Source organism: Stenotrophomonas sp. CC22-02 (assembly GCF_004365115.1).
GTDB classification, from domain to species: Bacteria; Pseudomonadota; Gammaproteobacteria; order Xanthomonadales; family Xanthomonadaceae; genus Stenotrophomonas; species Stenotrophomonas forensis.
This window is the reverse complement of the sequence record NZ_SOCO01000003.1, coordinates 92176-117718: the sequence shown is the minus strand read 5'-3', so window position 1 is coordinate 117718 and position 25543 is coordinate 92176. Positions and strand designations below refer to the sequence as shown.

Below are 25543 nucleotides of genomic sequence, written 5' to 3'. Positions count from 1 at the left end.
GTAGGTGTGGCCCGGCAGGACACGCCGTAAACCCATCCATGGGGGCTCGATGCCGCCATCCATGGCGCCAACGGTCCTGCCGGGCCACACCCACCCGCCCTCGACAGTTTCCTGCGACGGACAGTAGATCCACGCCAGGCGTGGATGAAACTTCCTGGAAACCGTGGATCAATCGATGGAGCGGAGACGTTGGATTACTTCGCGGTCCTGCGGCGCATCCAGTAACCCACGCCCAGCAGCACGAACCATGCCGGGCTGGCGATCAGGGCCTGGCGGGTGTCGCCCTGCAGGCTCAGCAGCACCAGCACGCCGGCGAAGAACACCAGGCAGGCCCAGCACATGGCGACGCCGCCGGGCATCTTGAAGATCGAGGCGGCATGCCGCTCCGGATAACGGCGCCGGTAGACCATGTACGCCACCAGGATCAGCGACCAGACGAAGATGAACAGCACCGTCGCCAACGTCGTCACCAGGGTGAAGGCGGTCACCAGGTTGGGAATCAGGTAGATCAGCAGGGTGCCGCCCAGCAGGCACAGGCACGAGAACAGCAGGCCGCGTGCCGGCACCGCCGCACGCGACAGCTTCGACAGGCCGCGCGGTGCATGGCCCTCTTCTGCCAGGCCGTACAGCATGCGGCTGGTGGAGAAGATGCCGCTGTTGGCAGAGGACGTGGCCGAGGTCAGCACCACGAAGTTGATCAGGCTGGCAGCGGCGGGAATGCCGGCCAGCACGAACAGCTGCACGAACGGGCTCTTGTCCGGCACCACCTGGCGCCACGGCGTGACCGCCATGATCGCGATCAGCGCCAGCACGTAGAAGATGATGATGCGCACCGGAATCGAGTTGATCGCCTTGGGCAGGTTGCGCTCCGGGTCGGCGGTTTCGGCGGCGGTGGTGCCGACCAGTTCGATGCCGACGAAGGCGAATACCGCGATCTGGAAACCGGCAAAGAAGCCGACCAGGCCCATCGGGAACATGCCGCCGTCATTCCACAGGTTCGACAGCGCTGCGGTGTGGCCACTGGGCGAGGTGAAGCCCCATGCCACCAGGCCGGCGCCGGTGATGATCAGCGCGCAGATCGCCACGATCTTGATCAGCGCGAACCAGAATTCCATTTCGCCGAACAGCTTCACCGTCACCAGGTTCAGTGCCAGCAACAGCAGCACGCAGGCCAGTGCCGGTATCCATGCGTCCAGCCCGGGGAACCAGAACTGCGCATAGGCGGCGATCGCGATCACATCGGCAATGGCGGTCACGATCCAGCAGAACCAGTACGTCCATCCGCAGAAGAAGCCGGCCCAGGGGCCCAGCAGATCGGTGGAGAAATCGATGAAGGATTTGTACTGCAGGTTGGACAGCAGCAGCTCGCCCATCGCGCGCATCACGAAGAACAGCATCGCGCCGATGATCAGGTAGACGAAGACGATGGACGGGCCGGCCAGGCTGATGGTCTTGCCCGAGCCCATGAACAGGCCGGTACCGATGGCACCGCCGATGGCGATCAGTTGCAGGTGGCGGTTGGACAGGCTGCGGCGCAGGTGCTCGGGGGGCGTTGCGGGCTCGGTCATGGGCGCGGGAAAGAGCGGGCGAAGCGTCCGACGGTAGTCCTCCGCGGGCCGGAGCGCCAGCACCCGATGAGCTGATTCCGTCAATCCTGGCCGCATTCATCACAATGTGACGAAATTCCGGATTGCGCCCATTCCGCCCGGCCCGGCGCCATGCTCAGATAGCCGCATCTGCCCAAGGACCGGCCCCGCCCATGCCCTCTGCCCTGCCCCTCCCGCTGGAGCTCCGGCCATGAGCCGGCTGCGCGTCATCATCGGTGGCACCGCGCTGGCATTGCTGGCCGCCGCCGTACCGATCGCGGTGATGGCCTACGCCACCTGGGACCGCGCGGTCACGGTCGAACAGCAGCGGCTGCACGACATCGCGCTGCGCACCCTGCGCCGCTCCGACCTGTCCTACCACGAGGCGCTGGCCGCGCTGAAGTCGGCCGAAGCCGGTACCGCCTCCGGCTGCAATGAAGAACACATCCGGCGCATGCAGACGCTGGTGATGACCACGCCGTCGGTGGACCAGATGGGCTACTTCGAAGGGGGCAAGCTGCGCTGTACCTCCTGGGGACCGTTCCACTCGGACGTGAATCAGCCCAAGGCCGACCATGTCACCAGCGACGGCGCCGGCATCGCGGTGGATGTGCGCCCCGAAGCCAGCGGCCGGCGCCAGGTGCTGGCGATCCTGTACGGCTCCCACGACGTGCTGGTCGATCCGCGCCGCTTCGTCGATGTCATCGTCGATCCGAATGTGCGCTTGGCCCTGGCCAGCCCGGATGGGCGGCTGCTGGCCAAGCAGGACGGCATGGACCCGGCGCTGCTGCAGAACCTGCTGCGCAACCCCGGCGAGGGGCTGGACCAGAACACGCTGTTTGCCACCGCACGCAACGAGGAATGGCTGGCGATCGCCACCACGCCGCGCACTGCGCTGGCCGCCACCTTCCGCCAGCAGGCCTGGCTGTTCGTGCCGCTGGGGCTGCTGCTGGCAGCCGCGGGGGCCGGCCTGGTGATCTGGCTCTCCCGGCGCCGGCTGTCGCTGCGCGGCGAGCTGGCCACCGCCATCCGCCGCCGCGAGCTGTACCTGCACTACCAGCCGATCATCGAGCTGGATACCGGCATCTGCGTCGGCGCCGAAGCGTTGATCCGCTGGCAGCGCCCGGACGGCACCCAGGTGCGGCCGGACCTGTTCATTCCGCTGGCCGAAGAGGCCGGCATGATCGCCGACATCACCGACCTGGTGATCGAGAACGTGGTGCGCGACATGCGCGAGCTGCTGGTGGCCGATCGCAGCGCGCACATCGCGATCAACCTCGCCGCCGAGGACATCAGCAGTGGGCGTGCATTGAAGATGATCACCCAGCACATGGCCGGCAGCGGCATCCTGCCGCAGCAGATCTGGATGGAGGCCACCGAGCGTGGTTTCCTCGACCTGGACCGCGCCCGCACGATGCTGGCGCAGGCGCGCCGTGCCGGCCACAGCGTGGCCATCGATGATTTCGGCGTGGGCTTCTCCAGCCTGCAGTACCTGGAGCAGCTGCCACTGGATGCGCTGAAGATCGACAAGTCGTTCATCGATGCCATCGGCACCGAAAGCGCGACCAGCCCGGTCACGCCGCACATCATCGACATGGCCAAGGAACTGGGCCTGTGGGTGGTGGCCGAAGGCGTGGAAACCGAGGCGCAGCTGGCCTACCTGCACAGCCGCCACGTGGAGTTCGGGCAGGGCTGGCTGTTCTCGCGGCCGCTGCCGCGCGACGAGTTCGTGGCGTTCCACAACAAGCGCCAGCAGCGCTACGGCGCGGCGCGCGAGCACATGCAGAATCCGCGCAGCGTGCCGATCGAGCGCGAGGGCGTGGAGTAGGACGGCGAACGGCGGGGCCCCTCGTGGTGGGTCGCGTACAGCTATCCCGGAGTTGGCCGGGACGGTCGGGTTCGCGGGGGACGCCGTAAACCCATCCATGGGGGCTTGGCCGCGGCTTGCTCGCGTGCGCAGTCCTGCGCACACGGCAAGACCGGGGTTGAGCGTCCTGCCCAACCCGCCCGAGGCATGCCTCGGGCCCATGCCGCGGACACCCCCGCGAACCCGACCGCCCCGGCCTCTGACAGGTTCCGGCGGCGTCCCACCACGGAATCAACAGAAAATTCAAAGGCAAACGCGGGTCGCTGCGCTCGGTAGATCCACGCCATGCGTGGATGGCGTGAACCGCGGTAGTGCCGGCCGCTGGCCGGCACCTCCGTAGCGTTTGGTCTGCGCCTATTCCCACGCCTTCGGCCGCGCCAGCAGCCACGCTGCCGTCACCACCAGCAGCAGCAACGGCAACCATCCCAGCTGGCTGGCGCCGCGCGCCTGCAGCAGCACACCGCCTGCCATGCCTCCGGCGGCAATGGCCAGGTTCCAGCCGGTCACCAGCATCGACTGCGCCAGATCCGCAGCGGCACCCGCGCGGCGCGCCAGCGCGGTCTGGAACAGGGTCGCCACCGAACCGAAGGCCACACCCCACAGGATCGTCGCCAGCAGCAGCGGGGTCGGCTGGCCTGGCCACAACAGCAAGGCCAGCACCGGCAGGAGGAAGCCGACCACCGCCGCCCAGACCAGCGTGCGTAGATGACGGTCCACGCCCCAGCCGGCGATACCGATGCCGGCAATCGCTGCGATGCCGAACGCCAGCAACAGGCGATCCAGCCAGGCACCGGCACCGGCCTCCACCGCCAACGGTTCGATGTAGGTGTAGAGCACGTTGTGCGCCAGCACGTACAGCACCATCACCAGCAGCGCGCTGCGAACACCGGGCATGCGCCAGACCATGCCCAGCGACATGCGCTGGCCGGCCGGCGCCGCTGGCAATGCAGGCAACGCCCAGCGCGCGTATGCCAGCAGTCCCACGCCCAGCAGGCTCATCAACGCGAACGCCCAGCGCCAGCCGATCTGCTGGCCCAGCAACGTGCCGGCCGGTACCCCCAGCGACAACGCCAGCGGCGAACCCACCATCGCCACGGCAATCGCCCGGCCCTGCAGCGAGGGCACCACCATGCGCGCGGCGTAACCGGCCACCAGCGACCACAGCAGGCCGCCACTCACCCCGGCCAGGAAGCGTGCCGCAAGGATCAGCGCGTAGCTGCTGCTCAACGCGGTCAGCGTATTGACCACCACGAACCCGGCAATCGCCGCCAGCAGCAGCGGACGCCGCGGCAGGCGCTGGGTCAGCGCGGTCATCGGCAGTGCGGCCATCACCGACCCCAGCGCATACACGCTCACCAGCTGGCCCACCGCCGCATCACTCACGCCCAGGCTGTTGCCCATCGGTCGCAGTACGCCGGCCGGCAGGGTCTCGGTCAGCAGGGTGATGAAGCCACCACCGGCCAGTGCCAGCAGACCGGCCCACGGCAGGCGTGTGGCTTCACCGGCCGGGCTGCTCGCATCAATGGCATGGCCGCTCATCGGGCGCCCTCCAGATCGGCGTAGACCGCATTACGCAGCTCATCGACGAAGGCGCCATCCATGCCCTCGTACAGGGTGTTGGTCAGCGCCACCACGCTCAGCCCACGCGCCGGGTCGACGAACCAGCTGTGGCCATACGCGCCGCCCCAGCGCCAGGTACCTTCGCGCTGCGGCGTGCCGCTGGCAGTGGCATCGCGCAGCAGCGCAAAGCCCAGGCCGAAGCCCCAGCCGGCCGGTTCCGGCGGGCCCTGCTCGCCCACCTGCGGGGTGGCCATCTGCGCCGCCAGTGCGGGCGGCAACAGGCCCGACGCCCGTACGTCGCGCAACGCCTCCAGCACCGCCATCACCTCATCGGCGGTGCCCACCAGACCGGCGCCGGCTGAGGCGAATCGGCTGGCATCGGTGGCACGCGCAAGGCTGTATTCGATGCCGATCGTGCCTTCGAACGGCGCCACCACTTCGCCTTCGCGCAGGCGATGTGGCTGTGGCATGTCGCTCACATAGGGGGTGGCCAGCCGCGCAGCATCGGCGGTGGCGAAGGCAGTATCGCGCAGGCCCAGCGGTGCGGCCAGCAGGCGCGCGAACAGCGCCTGCAGGGTGTCACCGGTTGCGGCTTCGGCCACCGCACCGGCCACATCCACGCCCAGCGAGTACAACCACTGGCTGCCGGGTGCGAACAGCAGCGGCGCCTGCGCGATGCGGCGCACGTTCTCGGCCAGGGACACCGGGCTGGCATCCATGCCATCGCTGACACCCGCCCGCGCATACGGGCCGTCCGCATCGGCCTCCAGGAAACGGTAGCCCAGCCCGCTGCTGTGGCTGAGCAGCTGGCGCAGGCTGATCGGTGGCGTGCTGCCATCGGCCAGCGCCGGGCGGAAGTCCGGCAGCCAACGCTGCACCGGGGCATCGAGGTCCAGCACGCCATCGGCCACCAGGCGCAGGATCACCGTGGTCAGCAGCGGCTTGCTGACCGAGGCCAGCCGGAACAGCTGGTCGCGCTGCATCGGCGTGCCTGATTCGCGGTCCGCCAGGCCGCTGGCGCTGGCGTGGCGCAGCACCCCGTGCTGGCGCACCAGCACCACCGCGCCGACCAGGCGCAGGGGGTGCACCTGCAGCAGCAGCCGCTGCACCGACGGCAGCGTCGGTACGGGTTCAAGGGAAAGAGCGGCATTCATCGCGGTGATCCGTGGGGGAGAGGCCGCCACGTTAGGCAGCCCGCCGCCGCGCAAAAAGCCGGTTGCCGCTCCGGGCATCATGGACCGTGCAGTCCGCAATCGGCATCATGGCCGGAACTGCAAGGCCACAAACGCCCACAACCCGCCCCGCACCACAGTGTTGCGAGGGCGGCGCCAACCGCCACCAGCGCGCCCCTCTACCCTGCCGCTTCCATCGCCCGCAACGCCCATGACCGTCCTGGACAACCTCGCCAACCTGCAGACCTTCGTGCACGCCGCCGACACCCGCAGCTTCGTCGAGACCGGGCGCCTGCAGGGCATCTCCGCCTCGGCCGCCGGCAAATGCGTTGCCCGGCTGGAACAGGCGCTCGGCGTCCGCCTGTTCCATCGCAGTACGCGCAGCATCACCCTCACCGCCGAAGGCCAGCTGTTCCTGGCGCGCTGCCGGCGCATCCTCGACGAGCGCGATGCTGCGCGCACCGAACTGGCGCAACCACACGCCACGCCGCGCGGCACGCTGCGCATCGGCCTGCCGCTGGTGGGTGATCTGACCCTGCCGCTGATGGCCGAGTTCATGGCCGCCTATCCGGACATCCGCCTCGATCTCGACTTCAGTGATCGGCTGGTCGATGTCATCGAGGAAGGTTTCGATGCCGTGCTGCGGGTCGGCGAGCCCAGCGACTCGCGCATGAACGCGCGGCGCCTGGGCGTGTTTCCGCGCCGCATCGTCGCCTCGCCCGGCTACCTGCAGCAGCGCGGCATTCCGCGCACGCCGGCCGAACTGATGCAGCACACGCTGCTGCACTACCGCTTCCCCAGCACCGGCAAGCTGGAGCTATGGCCGATCCATTGGCCTGAAGATGAAACCCCGCAGGAACTGCCGGTCCACATGGTGGCCAACACCATCGAAGCACGCGTGGCGCTTGCGCTGCGCCACGTGGGCCTGGCGTTCGTGCCGGTGCACTCGGTACGCGATGCGCTGGCCGACGGCCGGCTGGTCACCGTGCTGGACGAGCATGTGCATTCCTGCGGCATCTTCCACCTGCTGTGGCCCTCCGGCCGCCACGTGCTGCCGAAGCTGCGGGTGTTCATCGATTTCGTCAGCGCACGCCTGGAAACCGTGCCGTAGGTGCGATCAATCCACACCACGCATGGATGCCTGTGTAGAGTCGAGCCATGCTCGACTTACCGGATGCCTGGCGCACCACACCCGGCCATTCAGCCAGCCCCGCTATACTGACGCCTCATTCCTCCCAGAGGCTCGCGACCAATGCGCCATTGATGCCGCCGTCTTCCCATCAGACGGCCTGACTCTTCCCGCCCCTGCGCGCAGGGGAGAACCCGGCATCCATGGAGGTCGCATGACCCCGCATTCCCTCACGCTCGATCGCGTGTCGTATCGATTGGCCGACGGCCGTCCGCTGTTTTCCGATCTGTCGTTTTCCTTTGAGCCGGTCGCCACCGGCCTGGTCGGTGCCAATGGCACCGGCAAGAGCGTGCTCGCCCGCCTGCTGGCCGGCCACCTGTCACCCGACAGCGGCCAGGTGCGCCGCAGCGGCCGCGTGTTCCTGTTGCCGACACCCGGCTATCCACCCTCCGGCACCGTTGGCGCACTGGCCGGTGTCGGCGAAGCGCTGGACGCACTCGCGCGCATCGAAGCCGGCAGCGTGGACGAGGCCGACTTCACCCACGTCGGTGACCGCTGGGACCTGCGCGAACGCCTGCAGCAGCAATGGCAGGCAGTGGGCCTGCCCGACGACCTCGACCCCGCCCAGCCCGCCGCGCGCCTCAGTGGTGGCCAGGCGATGCAGGTCGCGCTGTCCGGGGCGTGGGCCAGCGGTGCCGACTGGTTGATCCTCGACGAACCCAGCAACCACCTCGATGCACGCCATCGCCAGCAGCTGTACGAACAATTGCAGCAGTGGCGTGGCGGCCTGCTGGCGATCAGCCACGACCGCGAGCTGCTGGAACAGATGCAGCAGATCGTCGAACTCGATGCGCGTGGACTGCACCGCTATGGCGGGCCGTGGCAGCACTACGCCGACGCGCGTGCGGCCGAACGCGAGGCCGCCGCTGCTCAGCTCGACCATGCGCGCGCGCAGCACCGGCAGCAGCAACGCAGCGCGCGTGAACAGCACGAACGCCAGCAACAGCGGCAGGCGCGTGGCAACCGCGATGCGAAGCAGGCCAACCAGGCACCGATCCTGCTCGGCCGGCAGAAGCAGCGCGCCGAGGCCAGCCACGGCCGCGCGCAGCAGATGCAGGCCGAACGCCTGCAGGCCAGTGCCGATCAACTGCGCGCGGCGGCCTCTGAGGTTCATGCCACGCCGGAACTGGCGCTGTTTGCCGGTGAAGGCGAACGCGGCAGCGCACGCCTGCTGCAGGCGCAATCGCTGGTGTTGCCGCATGGCTGCAGTGCCCCGTTGCAGCTGGAGATCCGTCGCGGGCAACGCATCGCCGTGGTCGGTGACAATGGCAGCGGCAAATCCACCCTGCTGCGCGTGCTGGCCGGCCAACTGCCGGCACGCGCGGGCACCGTGCAGCGGCATGCGCCGCTGGCCCTGCTGGACCAGCAGCTGCTGGGCTTGTCCGGCGAGCGCAGCATCCTTGAAACCGTGCAGGCGGCCAACCCCGCGGCAGATCCGGGCGAACTACGCACGCTCCTGGCCCTGCTCGGGCTGGATGCACGGCGCATCCTTCGCCCCTCCGGCAGCCTCAGTGATGGCGAACGGGTAAAGGGTGCGCTGGCCAGCGTGCTGTACGCCGATCCGGCCCCCCAGCTGTTGCTGCTGGACGAGCCCGGCAACGCGCTGGACCTGGGCGCGTTGCAGGCGCTGGAAGAACTGCTGGTGGCCTGGCCCGGTGCCCTGATGATGGTCAGCCATGACCGGCACCTGCTGCAGGCCTTGCGGCCCACGCAGGTGCTGCAGGTGACCACCGACGGCTGGCACTGGCGCGACCATCTGTAGATCCACGCATGGCGTATCGATCCGGGGTAGTGCCGGCCGCTGGCCGGCACATCACCAACCGTCAATGCGCGCTCACCGCTTCCACAGCGGGAACGCCTGCGGCAGCTGCTGCCACAGCAGCGGACCGGCGCGCAGCTCCTGATCGTTCAGCAGGCACGCGTCCAGTTCCGCACGCACGGCGCGCTCATCCATGTGCACGCCGATCACCACCAGCTCCTGGCGGCGGTCGCCCCACAGCGGGTGCCACAGGCGCTGCATCGCCGAATGCGCGGCCATGTCCGGGAACTCGTCGGGGCCCGGCAAGGGCGCACTCCAGCACTCGGCCTGCTGCCGCGCCCAGCCGAGGTCACTGTAGGGCAGCGGTGTCGGTGGCAGCAGCGGCGCGGTGTCCTCCTGCCCCGCGCGCACGCGCTCACGCGCCGCGTACCAGAAACCCGCCGCCTGCGTGCGCGTTGCCGCACCCACGCTGTTCAACTCGCCCACCCAGTCCATGCGGTTGGCCAGCCAGAACCAGCCCTTGCTGCGGATCACGCCCGGCATGCCCGACTGCAACGCCCGTGCGAAGCGTGCGGGGTGGAACGGACGCCGCGAACGGTAGACGAAACTGGCGATGCCGTATTCCTCGGTTTCCGGCGTGTGCTCGCCGCGCAGCTCCTTCACCCAGCCCGGTGCACGTTGCGCACGCTCCATGTCGAAGCGGCCGGTGTCCAGCAGTTCGCTCAGCGGCACGTCACCGAAGCTGGACAACAGCAGCTTGGCATCGCGGTTCAATCCCCGCAGTACGGCCAGGGTGTCCTGCAGCACTTCGTCGTCCACCTGGTCGACCTTGCTGACCACGATCACATCGGCGAATTCCACCTGCTCGCACAACAGGTCGACCACGCCGCGATCATCATCGGGCCCGGCCTGCTGGCCACGCTCGGCCAGGCGCAGGGTTGAGCCGAAATCGGCCAGGAACGCGCTGCCATCGACCACCGTCACCATCGTGTCCAACCGCGCGATGTCGCTCAGGCTGAAGCCGTGCTCGTCGCGCACCGCGAAAGTGGCGGCCACCGGCATCGGCTCGCCGATGCCCGTTGATTCGATCAGCAGGTAGTCGTAGCGGCCGGCATCGGCCAGGCGCCGAACTTCCTGCAGCAGGTCATCGCGCAGCGTGCAGCAGATGCAGCCGTTGCTGAACTCCACCAGGGTCTCTTCGGTGCGGCGCAGTTCCGCCCCACCCTCGCGCACCAGCTGCGCATCGATGTTGACCTCGCTCATGTCGTTGACGATGACCGCCACGCGCAGGCCCTCGCGGTTGCGCAGGATCTGGTTGAGCAGGGTGGTCTTGCCGGCCCCAAGGAAGCCGGACAGCACGGTGACCGGAAGGCGACGGTCGGCGCGGGAAACAGTGTTCATGTCGGAGCGGGTTGGCTGCGGAACGGAAATGTTACTGTATAACACTTGTAAAGCAAGGAACCTGCCCGATGAAGTCACCCTCTGCCGCCCTGCTTGATGCCGGCGCGGTCGCCCTGTCCAGCCTGTGCCTGCTGCACTGCCTGGCGCTGCCTCTGCTTGCCGCCGCGCTGCCCCTGTTCGGCGTCTGGGCCGAAGCCGAGTGGGTGCACCTGTTGTTCGTGGCCATCGCCCTGCCGCTGACCGGCTATGCGCTGTGGCGGGCCGAGCGCCGTCATCCGCTGCCGGCGCTGGCCTGGGCCACTGCCGGCATGGGGCTGGGCCTGCTGCTGGCCGGTGCGCTGGCGCTGCCCTCGCACGACTGGGAAACACCCTTGACCGTTACCGGCAGCCTGCTGCTGGCCGCCACGCACATCTGGAACGCGCGGCACCGGCACGGGTAGTGCCGGCCGCTGGCCGGCAACCGCATGAACCCCGCCGCCACCTGACGTTGCCGGCCAGTGGCCGGCACCACGCCAGCTATTTGCCGTAGCGGCGCAGCAGCTCCACCAGCACTGCGGCCTCGTCCGCCCGTTGCTGCGGGTCTTCCGCACCCACCACGTGCTCCTGCAGGTGCTCGTGCAGCAGCTCCATCAGCAGGCTGTGGGCGGCACCGCGCACCGCGGCGACCTGTACCAGCACGTCCGCGCAGTCGCCCGCCTCTCCCTCGGGCCTGTCCAGCGCCTGCTCCAACGCCGCCACCTGGCCGCCGATACGACGCACCCGGGTCAGCAGCTGCTTTCGGTTCTTGTGTACATGTGCCATGGCCGGATCATATACCCTATGGGGGTATCTCCTCTACCCCTCGGGTCCCCATGCACCTCGACGCCCTCGCCGCCGCCCGCCGCCACGAACACCGCTTCGACGACGGCAACCCGCTGGCCGAACGCAATACCCGCCGCGCCCTGTGGCTCACCGTCGGCATGATGCTGGTGGAGATCGTCGGCGGCTGGTGGTTCAACTCCATGGCCGTGCTCGCCGACGGCTGGCACATGAGCTCGCATGCGCTGGCGCTGGGCCTGTCGGTGTTCGCTTACCGCTGTGCACGCCGCTACGCGCACGACCCGCGCTTCGCCTTCGGCACCTGGAAGATCGAGATCCTGGCCGGCTATACCAGCGCCATCGCCCTGCTCGGCGTCGCCGCGCTGATGGCCGTGCAATCGCTGGAGCGACTGTGGGTACCGGCACCGATCCACTACAACGAAGCCATCGCCATTGCTGCGGTCGGGCTGGGCGTGAACCTGCTGTGTGCCTGGTGGCTGCACGACAGCCCAGGCCACGCGCATCATCACCACGGGCACGGCCACGATCATGGCGAACACCACGGGCACGATCACGACCATGCGCACGGTCACGACCTCAACCTGCGCTCGGCCTACGTGCACGTGCTGGCCGACGCCGCCACCTCGGTGCTGGCCATCGTTGCCCTGCTCGGCGGCAAGCTGCTGGGCCTGACCTGGCTGGACCCGGTGATGGGCCTGGTCGGTGCCGTGCTGGTCACGGTGTGGGCGATCGGCCTGCTGCGCGACAGCGGCCGCATCCTGCTCGACGCGCAGATGGACGCGCCGGTGGTGGCCGAAGTGCGCGAGGTGATCGAGCAGGGCCCATGGCCGGCACGCCTGGCCGACCTGCACGTCTGGCAGGTCGGCCGCGGCAAGTACGCGGTCAGCGTCAGCGTGGTCACCAACGACGCCAGTCTGGATGCCGATACCGTGCGCAATGCGCTGGCCATCCATGAAGAACTGGTGCACGTGACGGTGGAGATCCACCGCAGCGCATGACCCGCGTCGGGTAGTGCCGGCCGCTGGCCGGCAACCTCATGAAGCCTGCGATCCACCTGCCGTTGCCGGCCAGCGGCCGGCACTACAACTAGAGCTTCAACATCATCCGCAGCAGGTACATCAGCAGCGGCAGCGCGCTAACGACCGCACCGGCAATGCCGATCCACGGCCAGCGCTCGCCGCGCACGCGCGATGCCACGGCAAAGCCGGCACCCACCAGCGCCGCACCCAGGACCGCCACGCCCATCCCCGCGGCCAGGCCATTGCCACCGGCCGCCACCGCTGCCTGCGCGGCCACCGTGCCCGCGCCCCAGCCCACCACCATGCCCAGCCAACTGGCCACGCCGCACCACGGTGCCTTGCCCTGCGCCATCCGAAAACCCCTCTTCGCTTGCCGAATTCCTGTACGGGCCGTGCCCGCCTGCTGCCTACACTAGCCGCACCTGCCCTGTAGGGACATCCCATGCGCACGCTCCGCCTGCTGCTACCCGGTGCCCTGCTGCTGCTCGCCGCCTGTGGCGGTGATGCCGGGCTTCCCTTCTCGGCCGATCCCCTGCAGGGCTGTTTCGCCACCAGCGCGCGCAAGCCCGCCGACTTCCGCATCGAGAGGGAAGGTGGCCAGTACTTCGTCTCCTTCAATCGCGATGGCCAGTGGCAGCGCGAACCGAACGCCCTGCACATGGCCAGCAACAGCGAGATCAGCCGCTACTTCCGCGATGACGCTACGCAGATCGACAGCGCGCTGATCCGCATGGCTGGCGGCTTCGGCATCTTCCACTTCAACAAGGGCGCCACGCTGAAAGGCAAGGCCAGCGACAGCGATTACATGGCGCTGATGCTGATCGGCGCCGGGCCGGTGTATGCGGTGAAGTGCCCGTAACACGCAATGATTCTGATGGCCTTATGACGCGGAGTGGGCACATCCTCTGGTCTTTGAGGAACTTTCCATGATGCTCTTTCTGCTGCTAGTGCTGGGTGTCGCCAAGACCCAAGGCGCCTATGACGAAGTCCAGGAACTACCTGATGGCCAGATTCTGCTGATGCGCACTCTGGATTGGGATCTCGGCGACGGCAGCCAAGAACGGGTCACCGTGCACTGGCTGCTGCGGGAGGATGGGACCATGCGCTACGACTTTGATCGGCAGCCGCCCGAAACCCAGGAGGTCCATCGACGCTCCTGCGCGCTACAGGGCATGCAGCCGTCGCGTGGCGTTGGCATGATTGCAGGGGAAGGAACCACCCACGGCTTCACCTGTAGCAGCCAGTTGTAGCATCGAGCGCTGCTCGACTCCAGCCTACCTCCATCCACGCATGGCGTGGATCTACTGCCGCACGGCCTGGGCGCTACGGCAGCTGCGGTACCATGCCCTCCCCCGAACCGCCCCGGTACCCGCCGTGCCCCATTACACCGGCCCTCTGCTGACCCGCGACAGCGCCGACACCCTGCGCCGTGCCCACGACAAGGGCGCCGCCGATTGGCAGGGCTCGCTCGATCTCGGCCGCAGCCAGGACAGCGTGGCGCTGCACACCGATGGCTTCCACTTCCGCGGCCAGGCCTACCCGTGGCCGGGCAAGCTGAAGGACCGCACGCTGTACTACTGGGATGGCGAGGACTTCGCGCCGATCTCGCGCTACAGCGGCTCGCTGATCAAGCTGGTGCCCACCGAATGGGGCGCGCCCACCTTCGAGATCGACGGCATCAAGATGCTGCCGACGTCCAAGCTGTCTCCCTTTGAGGACGCACGTCGCAAGGTCGAGCTGGTCGCGCCCGCCGGCAAGATCATCCTCGATACCTGCGGCGGCCTCGGCTACTTCGCCGCCTGCGCGCTGGAGGCCGGCGTCGGCCAGATCCGCTCGTTCGAGAAGAATCCCGACGTGATGTGGCTGCGCACGCTCAATCCGTGGTCGCCGGATCCAGACTCAGCCACCGCCGGGGGCCGCCTGCAGTTCAGCCACGGCGACGTCTCGCAACAGATCGAGCAGGTGGCCAGCAACAGCGTCGACGCGATCCTGCACGACCCGCCGCGTTTCGGCATTGCCGGCGAGCTGTACTCACAGGTGTTCTATGACCACCTCGCCCGCGTGATCCGCAAGGGTGGGCGCCTGTTCCATTACACCGGTGCGCCGAACAAGCTGACCAGCGGCCGCGATGTCCCGCGCGAAGTGGCCAAGCGGCTGGAAAAGGCCGGATTCAAGGCAGAACTGGCACTGGACGGCGTACTGGCCGTGAAGCGCTGAGCCCTACTCCGAATCCACCTTCGCCAGCGTCATCACCCACTTCGGCACCACCGGCTCCCCAGCGTAGAAGTCCTTCGGCTTTTTCTCCGCCATCGCCCAACGGTGCAACCAGCTGGGACCGTAGCGGCCGTTGTAGCCTTCAGCCCCGCGTGCGTAGGCCGGGTCACGCATCGCCTCGTCCAGCGACACGAAGCGATAGCCACGACGCTTCGTGGCCGCCACCAGTTCGGCGAAGGTGGCCGCGTTGAGCTCGTTGGCGTGCATCAGCCACACCTGCGGCAATGCGTAGCCCAGCAGCGCCTGCGACTGCTTCTCGTAATAGTCCAGCTTGTTCAGCATGTACGGCACGTAGCCTTTGCGCAGCTGCGCCAGCGTCGCCTCGCGCGCCGGTGAGTCGGGCTGCTCATTCATCACGTTGGCATAGGCGAACGCCCATACCCACTCACCGTTGTCGACGGTCACCGGCGCCACACGGTAGCCGTGCTGCTTGAAGAACGCATCCATCTGCACGCGCTCGTCCGCGTTGCGCCCAGCGCGCAGGTAGGGATGGCGCATCCACTGCGGCGTCTGCCCGCGCTCGGCCAGCAGCGGCCGCAGCACCGTCTCGCCGCGCAGGAAATCCTGCTGGAACGCCGCCACGCCCTTGGCGTTCAGATCCATGTGCGAGTACGTGTGGTTACCCAGCACGTAACCCGCCTCCAGCCAGTCGCGCAGCATCTGCACCCGCGCTGGCTGCACCTGGCCGTCCACCTCAAGCTTGTTCTCGTTGACGAAACCCACCACCGGCACGCCCGCCTGCCGCAGTTGGGCCATCAAGGCTTCATGACGCGCCTGCAGATCCGGCGGCGCGATTTCATCCACGCGTGCCCAGGGCAGATCATCGATGGTCACCGCGATACGTCGGTCCACCTCGTTGGCGTGTACCGCCAACGACAACAGCAGCAACGGCAACGCACGCAGCAACCCGACCATCTGATCTCCTTGAACACGTTGTAAGGATTTCCCCGATTCTAGTGCCAGTGCGTATCGACGACCATGAACTCCGCGTCAATCAGAGCACGTCAGGAACATCATGGGAAAAGTGGGCGGAACGATCGAGCTTTCATGGCTGAGCGATCTGAAGCGCATCGCGGCCACCCTCCGTGAGAATACGTCGCTCTTTCTCGGCGGCATCGTATTCCTCTGCGGGGCATCCGTCGCGAACTTCTGCATGCAGGAGCGAATGGCGATCAACGTTCTGTCGTCGGACTTCGTGGCCTTCATACCGCTGTTCTTCGCGATCATCGTCCTGTTGATTGCGCTGATTGGCGGGTTGCTTGTGTACAACTGCGCGCTGGTCATGGAAGGCGCGGCGAGGAGCAGGAAAGGCAGGCTCCTGGCCGTCGCAATCATTCCCAATCGAGGGCCCTTCTTCCGCAATCCGCTGCAAGCGTTTGCAATGGGGAATCTGTCGCGATGGCTGCTTCTGCTGTGGTCACCGGGCCTGCTTCTCACGGCTGCGTGCCTATGGATGGAACTCGCCGATACGGGCGCCACGGCCCAGGCAATCATCCTGATCTTCTCGGCGCTCCTCAGCGTTGCGGTACTGGCCGTCTGCGGACGTTGGATACGCCGCCCGCACCGGCACCGCTTCAAGCGCCCCCCGCTCCTCTCATGCCTTCCCTCGGCAATCCTGCAGTCGCTGACCATGTTGCCGGTAGGACTCGGGGTCGCCCACCTCGCGAACTCCGCTGGATATGGATCAACCGCGGTCCTGCTGGCGGTCGCCTCCAGTACGTTGACTCTTGCGCTGGGCCAGTTCGTTGCTGTACTGGCCATCGTCCGCAGCAGCCACCATGGCATAGTCCGACAGGCCTTCTGGGGAGGATTGCTTGCAGTCTCCCTGGCCTGCGTTTTCCCCACTACATCCGCTCCGATCACGCGCGCGATCCTCAGCATGGGGAGCACAGGGATGGCCGGCTGTGTTCGCCTCGCAATTGACCCTCAAGCGAGGCCGATGGCATCGCTGATTGACCGAACGCTACAGCGCGATGCACCCGTCGTCTGGACGAAGCCCTTGGGGCGTGTCATTCCGTTCGGTGAATCGTTGCAACTGAAGCTGGCTGAAGAGCCTTCCGCCGTCTATATGCTCGAGCGAAAGGATCTGCGCCAGACCCTATCGTGCAGGGAGGCAGACGACAGGATCAAATTGGATGCTGGGCACTCCAGACCTTAGCCGTCTTCCAGCGCCTCCGATGATCTGGCCCGCACGATCGCCCGCCACAGCATGAACCCGGCCACCATCGCCATCAGCAGCAGCGCGGCCAGGACCAGAGCCAGATCATCCGGATTGCGCAGCAGCAAGGCGTGCTGGCGGGTGAGAATGCCGAACACCACCTCCTGCGCCTGCGCCAGCGGGAGCCGCCCCTGCTCGCCCAGTTCCACCAGGCAGGTGGTCGGTGCCAGCTTGGCCACGCTGATCCACGCCATGTCGTATAGATGCAGGACCCTCACCGCCAGCATCAGTATCACGCCGTGCAGGGCCATCATCGCCCAGTTGGCCCACCGCAGCCGGTCCGACAGGCGGCCCAGCCGGTACACGCTGATCGAGATCGCCCCCAGCAGCGCCAGCACCAGGCCGGCCATGGGAATCCACTGCAACGGTTGCCACGGAGCCAGTGCGAGAGAGCGGGCCATCAGCTGTTCGGCCACCTGCATGCGCGCCACGGGATCCGGGCCACCGCAGGCGTCATCCACCGGCTCCAGCAGCAAGGCCACGCGATAGTGGAAGAAGCCGGCGGCCAGTCCCACCGCCAGCAGCGCTACCACCTGCACCATCAGCAGGATCGGACCAGGACCAGACATGCGGCAGTAGCGCGAAGCAGCAGAGACCATCAGATCATCCATGACAACAAAGGATCATCGTAACCAAGCGCACCGTGGCTGTCGGCTGGCGGATGCGACAAACGCCGTTCCGGTTCAAACGCTGTTTGCCTGGCAGAGGAGGGTGTCTGCCTGGCGCCGCACCCATGCTCGGTTGCGTCAGCTCACGACCCACGCGGCAGCTTCGCCGCCCACATGTTGTCCACCAGGTTCGGGTAACGCCGCCCGTTTTCTTCGGCGCGCTGCCGCGCCGCTGCCTTCTGTGCATCCGACAGCGGCTGCGACGTCTGGCCCTTGGGATTGGGCTTCTTCCACGGCGGGGTCTTCGGCGGGCGCATCGCGGACGCTTACCGCTTCAGGAAGTTCAGCAGCGCCAGATTGAAGTGATCGGCGTGGCTGGTATTGCAGCCATGCGGCGCGCCTTCCAGGATCACCACCTCGCTGCCCGCGATCGCCTCATGGGTGCGCTGGCCGGAGCCTTCGAACGGCACGATGGCGTCACTGTCGCCGTGCAGGATCAAGGTCGGCACGGTGATCTTCTTAAGATCATTGCGGAAATCGGTGGTGGCAAATGCCTGCATGCAGCCCAGCGCTGCCGTCTGGTCGGATTGATGACACAGCGCGATCGCGGCCTGGCGCTCGTCCTCGGTCACCATCAACTTGCCGTCGGCGCTGAAGAAGTCGCGGGTAAAGACGTCGAAGAAGGCTTCGCGATCCTTCTCCAGCCCACTGCGCATCTCATCGGCCTTTTCCTGCGTCAGCGGGCCGTCGGGATTGTCGTCGCTGCGCAGCAGATACGGCGGCACCGCCGCGGCGAACACCACACTGTGCAGGCGATCCTGCCCGTGGTTGGCGATGTAGCGCGCCACCTCGCCACCGCCCATCGAGAAACCGACCAGGGTGACATCACGCAGGTCGCGCTCCTCGATCACGCCAGCCAGATCCGCCGCCAGCGTGTCGTAGTCATAGCCCTCGGCCGGCTTGTCAGAGCGACCGAAACCGCGCCGGTCATAGCTGATCACCCGATGCTGGGCATCGCGCAGGATCGACACCTGCGGCTTCCAGGCATCGGCGGACAACGGCCAGCCATGGATCAGGATCACCGGGCGGCATCACCGGGCGGCCGTCGCCGCCAGTGTCTTCAACGTGCAGGCGGATGCGGGAAGCGGGCATGGGAACTCCTGTGGAAGGGGAGGATTGCAGGCTAGTGGCCGGCCCCTATCGCGACCGTGATGGAATCGCCGGTCGCCATGACATCGCCTGCACAGGCGACGCCACGTGGGCCGGCCCGCCAATGCGGGCATTCGCTCCGTGGAGAGCCCGTTTCATCGGAAGCCGACTGCAACGGCCCGAATGCCATGCGAGCCTGCGTGAACCACCCTTGGAGCCTCGCCATGTTGCTGCTCACCCTGCCCCTGCTGGCCGCCGGCCTCACTGCCGCACCGCTGCCCCCCGATGACCTGCGCGAACAGATCCGCCTGGCCGACACCCAACTGTTCGCCGCTGCCTTCGAGGCCTGCGACGCCGGCAAGGCCGCCGCGATGACCACTGAAGACATGGAGTTCTTCCATGACAAGGACGGCAAATCAGCCAGCAACCGTGAAGACTTCCGCCGCAGCGTGGCCAACATGTGCGACAACGCGCGCAAGGGCGGCTGGCATCTGCGTCGCGAGCTGGTCGAGCCGTCGCTGCAGGTGTTCCCGCTGCATGATGAGCGAGCGCTGGAGATCGGCGACCACCGCTTCCACGAGCGCGGCAAGGACGGTGTGGAGCGCTGGGTCGGCCAGGCCCGCTTCATCCAGGTCTGGCACCGCGTGGACGGGCGCTGGCTGGCCGAGCGGGTGATCAGCTACGACCACCACGCGGCGGATTGATCCATCGGACGTGCTTCACAGGCCGGATCTATACTGGCAGGGTCCACCACGACCCAGCGCAACGGTCTGATCGCCATGGCAGAGATCACCCCCAACCACCCCGACTATGGCCTCAACCAGCAGATCCGCCAGGGCGTGGCCGCACTGGATGCACAGCATGGCCGTGCGTTTGACCAGACCAGCGAGCGCCTGACCGCCAGCCTGACCGTGCTCGCCCGCGAGCAGGGCCTGCAGCAGGTCGACCATGTGCTGGTCAGCAACGCCACGGCCAACCAGCCGGCGGGACACAACATCTTCGTGGTGCAGGGTGACCCGGCCAATCCCGCGCACCTGCGCGCGATGATGCCGACCGCGGTGGCGGCACAGACGCCGGTGGAGCAGTCGCTGCAGAAGCTGGGGCTTGCCCCGGAGCAGCCCGCCGTTGGGTTGCTGCCCGAGCAGCAGACCCATGAGCAGGAACAGCAGCAGAATCCGGCACACCGCCTGGGCTGAGCCGCCTCCGGCGTTGTTGGCGGCACGGCAAGCACCGGCACGCCGTGGCGATTGCCGTCGATGTAGACCACGCCGACCGCACCTCGCTGCGGTCAAAAGGCCGCTTCCCTACACCATGCGAGGCCCGGACTGCTCCTGCACCTGGCGCTGCTGCAACTCGTCATGCGTGCGCATCTGTGCAGACTGGGACAGCTGCTCGGCACGCTCGAACGAGGTCTCTACCGGTGTCTGCGCGGCCACCGCGGCTGGCATGCTGGCGCGCAGCTGTGCCGGGTCGTTGCGTTCGCCCTGCACGATGAAGATGTTCTGCGCCGCATCGGCCTGCGCAGTGCGGTCGCTCAACAGCACGTGGTCGACCTGGGTCAGGCCGTTTGCCTTGGCCAGGGCGTACAGGCTGGCGCTGATGTTCTCGCTGGTGGCATCGAAGCTGCGGCCCCGCTCTGCATCAAGCAGGGCCACGCCCTGGTGGATCTGCGACAGCAGCGGGTCGTTGCTGTGCCGGGCCAGAAGATCACCGCTGCGCTCCCCCCTACCCTCTGCGTCGCTCAGGATGCGTTGCTGAAGACTGCGCTCCGGCAGAGGGTTGGTTTTCTTCTGATTGAGCTCGCTGTCTGGAAACGGCGGATCAATGCTGTCCACGCCATGGATGTTGCGCAGCGGTCGGAACCCATCCTTGCCTGCACCCTTGCTCTCCAAGGGAATGCGGACATCGGGAAGCAATTGGCCGATGCCACCTCCCAACGCGTTCACGTCGATGCTCTTTTTCCGCTCGATGCCCGCGTGGTTCAAGGCTTCCCAGGTGAAGTCCACGCAGTTGTGGCGAACGTCCTTGTATTGAAGATCAAAGCCGTACTTACTTGGGTAAGTGCCGAACGCTTCAAGCTTCTTGTACTGCTCCTCGCTGATTTCGAGCGTGCGGCTGTAATGGGGGTCCTTGTAGATCGTCGCATCATCATTCATGACCTTGCCTTGGCCGTTCACGCTTCCGTGTTCCATGGGTGCAAACCCGTAGCTCTGAGGCGGCTGACCAGGCGCACGAAGCACGTAGAACATGTGGCCTGGCCCGGAAGTCTGCGGCACCCCATCAACAACTTCCTGGCTACCGGTCTTCTTGTCTATCAACGGCGTACCGGGCGCGGCAATGATGATCTCGACGGCGTAACGTGGCTTGTCCATAAGAAGAATTCCTTAGCTCCCATCAGCGGTGAGACAGTGACTATTTTCCAGAGAGTGGGTCGGCATGAACCCGCAGCTGTGTCGGGTAATGCTGGAGCGCAGCGGTGGGCTGCACCGTGCGCACATCCAGGCGGTAGCGGGCACCTGTTTCCATCGGCAGCGTGACGATGCTCAACCTGTATCGGCTGGCGTCCATCGATACCTGCTGCGCGTAGCGCCAGTCTGCCGATGCATGCCATTCGGGGAGCGGCTCACCCAGGTTGCGCGCCCTTGCCTGATAGACATCAGAGGTTGCAACGTCCTGCCAGGCACCTGCGACCCAGCGCTGCAGAGACAGTTCAAAAGGAATATGGACACCGTCCATGTCTCGCTCGCTGTCAGGCTTCGGTCCATGTCGCCGCACCTCAAGATCCAGCACATAGGGTCGACCCGGATAGAAGTTGCGGGCATTCGTCTCGAACTCGAACCGCACTGCCTGGCCGGACTCGGCCACGTCGATCGGCTTGACCAGATCCAGCGGCTCCGGCGCATCCGGTATGCGGATGCTGCAGGCGCCGAGTGCGCTCGCCAGCGTGAGGAACAGGCCGGCAAGCAGCCAGCGATGGATACCCAGCATGATTCAGACCCTTTGGCTCCCTGCCATGAAATTTCTACCCTAACGAGCGAACAAGGGCGCCACAACCAAGCGATTGATTACTTTCCGGCAGGACGGGCGGCATGGATCCGCAAACGGGCCGAGTAATCCTGCAGTGCCTCGGTCCTCTGCACCGTACGCACGTCCACGCGGTAGCGGGAGTTAATTTCCATTGGCAGAGCAACCAGGTCCAGCGTGTATTGGCCGTCACTCCCCATGTGCGGTGACGTATACCGCCATTCGCTGGATGCATGCCATTCTGGAAGCGCTGCTCCCGCATTGCGAGCCATTGCCTGGTAGCTGTCGTAGGTAGCGACGTCCTGCCAAGTATCTGCGGTCAATCGCTGCAGGGACACCTCAAACGGGATCTGCGCCGTAGCCACGCTTGGCTCGCGGCTGTCCTCCGGACCCTGACGCTCAACTTCCAGCTCAAGCGCATAGGTACGACCCGGATGGAAGTTGCGGGCATTCGTCTCGAACTCGAACCGCACTGCCTGGCCGGACTCGGCCACGTCGATCGGCTTGACCAGATCCAGCGGCTCCGGCGCGTCCGGTATGCGGCTGCTGCAGGCGCAGAGTGCGGCCGCCAGCGTGAAGATCAGGCCGGCACGCAGCCAGCGATGGATACCCAGCATGATTCAGACCCTTTGGCCCCCTGCCATGGGCTTCAACCCTAGCGGGCAGCCTTCTGCACTGCAACCGGGCAAAGAAAAAGGCAGGGTGTGCATCCTGCCTTTTTCACGCAGCACGTCGCCGGGCGTGGCCCAGCGTCATCGCCTTACAGCTGAATCCGCGCCACGCTCTCGTCAGCGCCCTTGTCATCCTTCTCACCGTTCTTGATGCTCACGAACAACACGTTGTTCTTCGCATCCAGCGCCAGGCTGTTCGGGTGGGTCGGCACCTTGTAGGTAGCCACCTTCTGGTAGCTGTCACTGTTGTACGCGGTCACCGTACCGGCTTCGCGATTGGTCACGTACAGGCGCTTGCGCGGTGCATCCAGCAGGATGCCCAGCGGGCCGGCATCGGTCGGGATGCTGGCCAGTTCCTTGCCGGTGCTGCGGTCCAGCACCAGCACGCGCTGGCCCGGGTGCTTGCTGACCAGGCCGCTGCTCTTGGCCTGGTAACCACGCAGGAATTCCGAGCCCTGGTCTGTCACGAACAGGCGCTTGCCGGCCGGGTCCAGCGCGATGTTCATCGGCTGCTCGGCGGCGATCTTGTGCTGTGCCACCACCTTGTTCGAATCGGTGCCGACCACCACCAGGTCGGCCAGCAGGTTGCTGGTGTAGACGCGCTTGTTGGCCGCATCCAGCGCCAGGCCCGGCGCCTTGGCATTGCCCAGGCCATCGATGGTGTTGATCACCTTAAGCGTGGTGGTATCAATCACGAACAGCACGCTGCTCACGTCCGGCTGGCTGCTGTGGCCGGTCACGTACAGGCGGTTGCCGGCGCTGTCCACCACCAGCTCGCGCAGGTCGTGGGTGTAGGCGGCCTTGCCGTCCTTGCCGGTCTTCTTCTCCATCAGCTGGATGGTGCCGATGGCCTTGTTCTGCGCGGTATCGACCACGGTCACCGACAGGTCCACGGTGTTGCCCACGTACAAGCGGTTGTGGGCGTCATCCAGCACCACGCCGAACGCCTTGCGCTCCAGCGGAATGCGGGTTTCCACGGCCAGCGTGGCGGGATTCAAACGCAGCACCTGGGCCGGGCCGGCGTCATCGCCGAAGCCACCGGACGAGGCCACGAACACGGCGTTCTGTTTCGGGCTGTAGGCCAGTTCGTACAGGCCCTTGGCCACGGCCTGGCGCTGCACGGCGGTGCTGGCACTGGCGGCGGGGGCGTTGTCGGCGAACGCGGACGGCACGCCAAGGCTGAGCGAGACGGCAAGGGCCAGGGCGGCCGAGCGGAGAGCGGAATGACGGAACATGCGAGCATCCTTGAAAGGGCACGGGAGGGTGTCCTGGCTCGCTGGGCCGTACTGCGACGGCCCGCTCCGGCGCTGTCTGCGCGGGGTGGGCTGGCTGGGTTGCGGGGGGAATGTTAACAGGTGGGGGGCGTGGCGTGCGTCTGCGCGCGTATGGCAGGCGCGCGGATTACTGCTCCTTCAAGCGCAGCGAATCGGCCACATCGGTCTTGGCCGCCACCTCGGTGGCGATGCTGGCGCGGCGGTGCCCCGGGTCGTTGCGGTCACCCTGCACGATGAAGATGCTCTCGGCCGCATGGCTGCTTTTCGTCGGCCGGCTGAGCAGCACGTGGTCCACGCGAGAGAGATTGTTCTGCTTGGCCAGCACCAGCAGGCTGGCGCTAATGCGCTGGCTGTCCGCATCGAACGGGCGGCCATGCGCGGCGTCCAGTTCGGCCACTTTCTGGATCAGCTGCGCGAACAAGCGATGGTCTGGATGCGAAGGGTCCAGCAGCGTGCCGGCCACTTCAATCGGCGTCGGCGGCGGCTCATCGCTGGCACGGTCACCCTGGCGATGATGCTCGGCCTCACGCTCGGGCATCGCGTGATGGGTTTCGGCATTCAGATCGCTGCCCGGGAGCGGCGCGGCAATGCACTGGATTTCCGGCAGGTTGAACAGCACCGCGAACTCGCCCAGGTTGCTGCCGCCGTCCAGCGGCGCCGGCAGCGGATGCAGGCCGGCGTAATGCAGCGCCGCCCAGACGAAATCGCTGCAACGGTTGATGGTGGCCGGGCGATCCATATCGAATTCGAACTCGGCCGGTTCCTCGGCGAAGTCACGCAGGCAGCCGTAATGCTCTTCGGTGATTTCCAGGGTGCGGCTGTAGTACGGGTCCAGATGCTCATCGACATCGTCGTGGCGCACCTGCGCGTACTGCACGCCGATGCGGGCTTCACCCGGCGCCTGGCGCGGCGGTGCGAAGCCATAGCTGTGGGCCTCGTCGCCGGCAGCTACCTGCAGGTACATATGGCCGCGCGGCGAGACACCTCCACTTTTAAGCGGGGTGCCGGGTGCGGCCAGATAAAGCGTTGCCGTGTAGCGTGTTGCCTGCTCCATGCCTGTTCAGCCTTGATGGGTGCTGCGATCCTGGGCGGATGATGGCATAGGTGGGATGGGAGGCAGGTGGAGGTGGCCTGAGTGACGGGAACGGCTTGCTGAATGTGTGAACCAGCGTGCATTCCGGCGCCCCGAAAGCTCGCGGGTGGAGTGGTTTGGGTCGCCGCCGTATAGTGGCTGAGCCGCTGCAATGGACTTGCTGCTGAAATACTCTTGGACGCACGTTCCTGACTTCAGATCGATGAGCTCCTGCGCTCTCCGTGACAATACTCATGTCGCCGGGAGTCGAATTCATCCTGCCCATTCAGCCACCTGGCAGATAGGCAGCCATTAAGAGCTGGACTGAACGAAACCGCGAAACTCAACTTTCGACCAACAAGGTCTTCCAGGGAAGAACCATGCCTATCCGATTCATGCCAGTCGAGAACACCGCGTTTGACCCGGAAAGCGGTGTGACCATTTCCTTCCCGAGAATGCTGCCAGCAACCGGGCGAGATGGGAGCGACGAGATTGAGTACCAATACATGTTCCGTCGCAATGAAAATCAAGTTGGCGCGACAGGATTCTTTGGCACCAGGCAGGTCGTCGAACAGCATGGACGTCGCGAAGTTCGCTACACGCTGGAATTGAGTCCGCACCAGGTTCTCGAGTCCATCCTCAGGCTGCAGAAGGCATTGGGAAACTCCGAGGAAAAGTACTCCTTCATCTGCAGTGTTGCGGAGGGGCTCGTGAATGTATTTTCCGGCCAGGTCAACAACCCGGAGAGTCGCCGCTATGTGGCCTTGGCCAAGGTTGATGAGCTGGTCCGGTTGGGAGCGTCACCACCTGAGAGCTATACGGACTTGTCGAATGACTGGGTCGTTCTTGCAGAGCTTCACGTTCCTGCCGGTGTTCCTTGA

The 25543-nt window shown here is 66.4% G+C and carries 26 protein-coding genes and 1 pseudogene; 12 read left to right on the top strand and 15 right to left on the bottom strand.

Translation table 11 applies throughout. The annotated features are described in order from the left end of the window. Positions 1-194: 194 nt before the first annotated feature. Positions 195-1568 (bottom strand): D-serine/D-alanine/glycine transporter, encoded by a 1374-nt coding sequence (cycA, locus tag N440_RS20120; RefSeq protein ID WP_133936449.1) that lies wholly within the window; start codon positions 1566-1568, stop codon positions 195-197. A gap of 229 nt (positions 1569-1797) precedes the next feature. On the opposite strand from cycA, the gene N440_RS20115 reads away from it, so the two are divergent. After that, complete coding sequence (locus N440_RS20115) at positions 1798-3414, top strand: EAL domain-containing protein (RefSeq protein ID WP_133936448.1); 1617 nt, start codon at positions 1798-1800, stop codon at positions 3412-3414. 393 nt (positions 3415-3807) lie between these two features. Here the strand turns inward: N440_RS20115 and N440_RS20110 are convergent, their stop codons facing one another. After that, entirely contained in the window at positions 3808-4992 is a 1185-nt protein-coding gene (locus tag N440_RS20110; protein WP_133936447.1) for an MFS transporter, read from the bottom strand. Beyond that, a complete protein-coding gene (locus N440_RS20105; protein WP_133936446.1) occupies positions 4989-6167 on the bottom strand; it encodes a serine hydrolase domain-containing protein in 1179 nt (392 codons plus the stop codon). The genes N440_RS20110 and N440_RS20105 overlap by 4 nt, the downstream gene beginning before the upstream one ends. 229 nt (positions 6168-6396) lie before the next feature. Here N440_RS20105 and N440_RS20100 point away from each other — a divergent pair, with 229 nt between their 5' ends. Both N440_RS20100 and N440_RS20095 read left to right on the top strand, forming a co-directional pair. Further along, a complete protein-coding gene (locus tag N440_RS20100) occupies positions 6397-7296 on the top strand; it encodes a LysR family transcriptional regulator (RefSeq protein ID WP_133936445.1) in 900 nt (299 codons plus the stop codon). A gap of 232 nt (positions 7297-7528) precedes the next feature. Further along, a complete protein-coding gene (locus N440_RS20095) occupies positions 7529-9136 on the top strand; it encodes an ATP-binding cassette domain-containing protein (protein ID WP_133936444.1) in 1608 nt (535 codons plus the stop codon). A gap of 72 nt (positions 9137-9208) precedes the next feature. Here the strand turns inward: N440_RS20095 and N440_RS20090 are convergent, their stop codons facing one another. After that, on the bottom strand, positions 9209-10534 hold the full coding sequence (locus tag N440_RS20090) for a GTP-binding protein (protein WP_133936443.1): 1326 nt from the start codon (positions 10532-10534) through the stop codon (positions 9209-9211). A 68-nt stretch (positions 10535-10602) separates the two neighbouring features. On the opposite strand from N440_RS20090, the gene N440_RS20085 reads away from it, so the two are divergent. Then, positions 10603-10974 carry a MerC domain-containing protein gene (locus tag N440_RS20085; protein ID WP_133936442.1) on the top strand — a complete coding sequence of 124 codons (372 nt, stop codon included), beginning with the start codon at positions 10603-10605 and terminating at the stop codon, positions 10972-10974. Between the two features lie 76 nt (positions 10975-11050). Here the strand turns inward: N440_RS20085 and N440_RS20080 are convergent, their stop codons facing one another. After that, a complete protein-coding gene (locus tag N440_RS20080; RefSeq protein WP_049443556.1) occupies positions 11051-11335 on the bottom strand; it encodes a metal-sensing transcriptional repressor in 285 nt (94 codons plus the stop codon). A 50-nt stretch (positions 11336-11385) separates the two neighbouring features. Between N440_RS20080 and dmeF the strand changes: the two genes are divergently transcribed. Further along, on the top strand, positions 11386-12351 hold the full coding sequence (gene dmeF, locus N440_RS20075; protein ID WP_133936441.1) for a CDF family Co(II)/Ni(II) efflux transporter DmeF: 966 nt from the start codon (positions 11386-11388) through the stop codon (positions 12349-12351). 88 nt (positions 12352-12439) lie between these two features. Here the strand turns inward: dmeF and N440_RS20070 are convergent, their stop codons facing one another. Next, the gene (locus N440_RS20070; RefSeq protein ID WP_006437851.1) at positions 12440-12724 is read right to left on the bottom strand and encodes a hypothetical protein; all 285 of its coding nucleotides are present in this window, start codon (positions 12722-12724) and stop codon (positions 12440-12442) included. 90 nt (positions 12725-12814) lie between these two features. Here N440_RS20070 and N440_RS20065 point away from each other — a divergent pair, with 90 nt between their 5' ends. From N440_RS20065 to N440_RS20055, 3 genes are all read left to right on the top strand, one after another. Then, a complete protein-coding gene (locus N440_RS20065; RefSeq protein ID WP_133936440.1) occupies positions 12815-13231 on the top strand; it encodes a hypothetical protein in 417 nt (138 codons plus the stop codon). A 67-nt stretch (positions 13232-13298) separates the two neighbouring features. Continuing rightward, positions 13299-13622, top strand: a complete 324-nt coding sequence (locus tag N440_RS20060; RefSeq protein WP_133936439.1) for a hypothetical protein — start codon at positions 13299-13301, stop codon at positions 13620-13622. 124 nt (positions 13623-13746) lie between these two features. Then, a complete protein-coding gene (locus tag N440_RS20055; protein WP_133936438.1) occupies positions 13747-14589 on the top strand; it encodes an MnmC family methyltransferase in 843 nt (280 codons plus the stop codon). Between the two features lie 3 nt (positions 14590-14592). On the opposite strand, the gene N440_RS20050 is transcribed toward N440_RS20055, so the two are convergent. Then, positions 14593-15561 carry a polysaccharide deacetylase family protein gene (locus N440_RS20050; RefSeq protein ID WP_133936437.1) on the bottom strand — a complete coding sequence of 323 codons (969 nt, stop codon included), beginning with the start codon at positions 15559-15561 and terminating at the stop codon, positions 14593-14595. 100 nt (positions 15562-15661) lie between these two features. On the opposite strand from N440_RS20050, the gene N440_RS20045 reads away from it, so the two are divergent. Then, on the top strand, positions 15662-16804 hold the full coding sequence (locus tag N440_RS20045; RefSeq protein ID WP_133936436.1) for a hypothetical protein: 1143 nt from the start codon (positions 15662-15664) through the stop codon (positions 16802-16804). Here N440_RS20045 and N440_RS20040 read toward each other — a convergent pair. The 3 genes and pseudogenes from N440_RS20040 to N440_RS20035 form a co-directional block, all read right to left on the bottom strand. Then, positions 16801-17463, bottom strand: coding sequence for a hypothetical protein (locus N440_RS20040; protein WP_208322812.1), 663 nt, complete (start codon positions 17461-17463; stop codon positions 16801-16803). The two genes, N440_RS20045 and N440_RS20040, sit on opposite strands and share 4 nt — an antisense overlap. A 152-nt stretch (positions 17464-17615) precedes the next feature. Then, positions 17616-17789: a hypothetical protein gene (locus N440_RS20395; RefSeq protein ID WP_166671591.1), complete on the bottom strand. Its 174-nt coding sequence runs from the start codon at positions 17787-17789 to the stop codon at positions 17616-17618. 9 nt (positions 17790-17798) lie between these two features. Then, positions 17799-18624: pseudogene (locus N440_RS20035) on the bottom strand (alpha/beta hydrolase). A gap of 221 nt (positions 18625-18845) precedes the next feature. Between N440_RS20035 and N440_RS20030 the strand changes: the two are divergent. Then, positions 18846-19325, top strand: coding sequence for a nuclear transport factor 2 family protein (locus tag N440_RS20030; protein WP_133936434.1), 480 nt, complete (start codon positions 18846-18848; stop codon positions 19323-19325). 75 nt (positions 19326-19400) lie between these two features. Then, positions 19401-19817, top strand: coding sequence for an XVIPCD domain-containing protein (locus tag N440_RS20025; protein WP_133936433.1), 417 nt, complete (start codon positions 19401-19403; stop codon positions 19815-19817). 108 nt (positions 19818-19925) lie between these two features. On the opposite strand, the gene N440_RS20020 is transcribed toward N440_RS20025, so the two are convergent. The 5 genes from N440_RS20020 to N440_RS20000 form a co-directional block, all read right to left on the bottom strand. After that, positions 19926-20993 carry an XVIPCD domain-containing protein gene (locus tag N440_RS20020; RefSeq protein WP_133936432.1) on the bottom strand — a complete coding sequence of 356 codons (1068 nt, stop codon included), beginning with the start codon at positions 20991-20993 and terminating at the stop codon, positions 19926-19928. Between the two features lie 40 nt (positions 20994-21033). Then, the gene (locus N440_RS20015; RefSeq protein ID WP_133936431.1) at positions 21034-21609 is read right to left on the bottom strand and encodes a hypothetical protein; all 576 of its coding nucleotides are present in this window, start codon (positions 21607-21609) and stop codon (positions 21034-21036) included. Between the two features lie 77 nt (positions 21610-21686). Further along, positions 21687-22262, bottom strand: coding sequence for a hypothetical protein (locus tag N440_RS20010; protein WP_133936430.1), 576 nt, complete (start codon positions 22260-22262; stop codon positions 21687-21689). Between the two features lie 143 nt (positions 22263-22405). Continuing rightward, entirely contained in the window at positions 22406-23551 is a 1146-nt protein-coding gene (locus N440_RS20005) for a YncE family protein (protein ID WP_133936429.1), read from the bottom strand. Between the two features lie 166 nt (positions 23552-23717). Continuing rightward, positions 23718-24644, bottom strand: a complete 927-nt coding sequence (locus N440_RS20000; protein WP_133936428.1) for an XVIPCD domain-containing protein — start codon at positions 24642-24644, stop codon at positions 23718-23720. Between the two features lie 398 nt (positions 24645-25042). Between N440_RS20000 and N440_RS19995 the strand changes: the two genes are divergently transcribed. After that, on the top strand, positions 25043-25543 hold the full coding sequence (locus N440_RS19995) for a hypothetical protein (protein WP_133936427.1): 501 nt from the start codon (positions 25043-25045) through the stop codon (positions 25541-25543).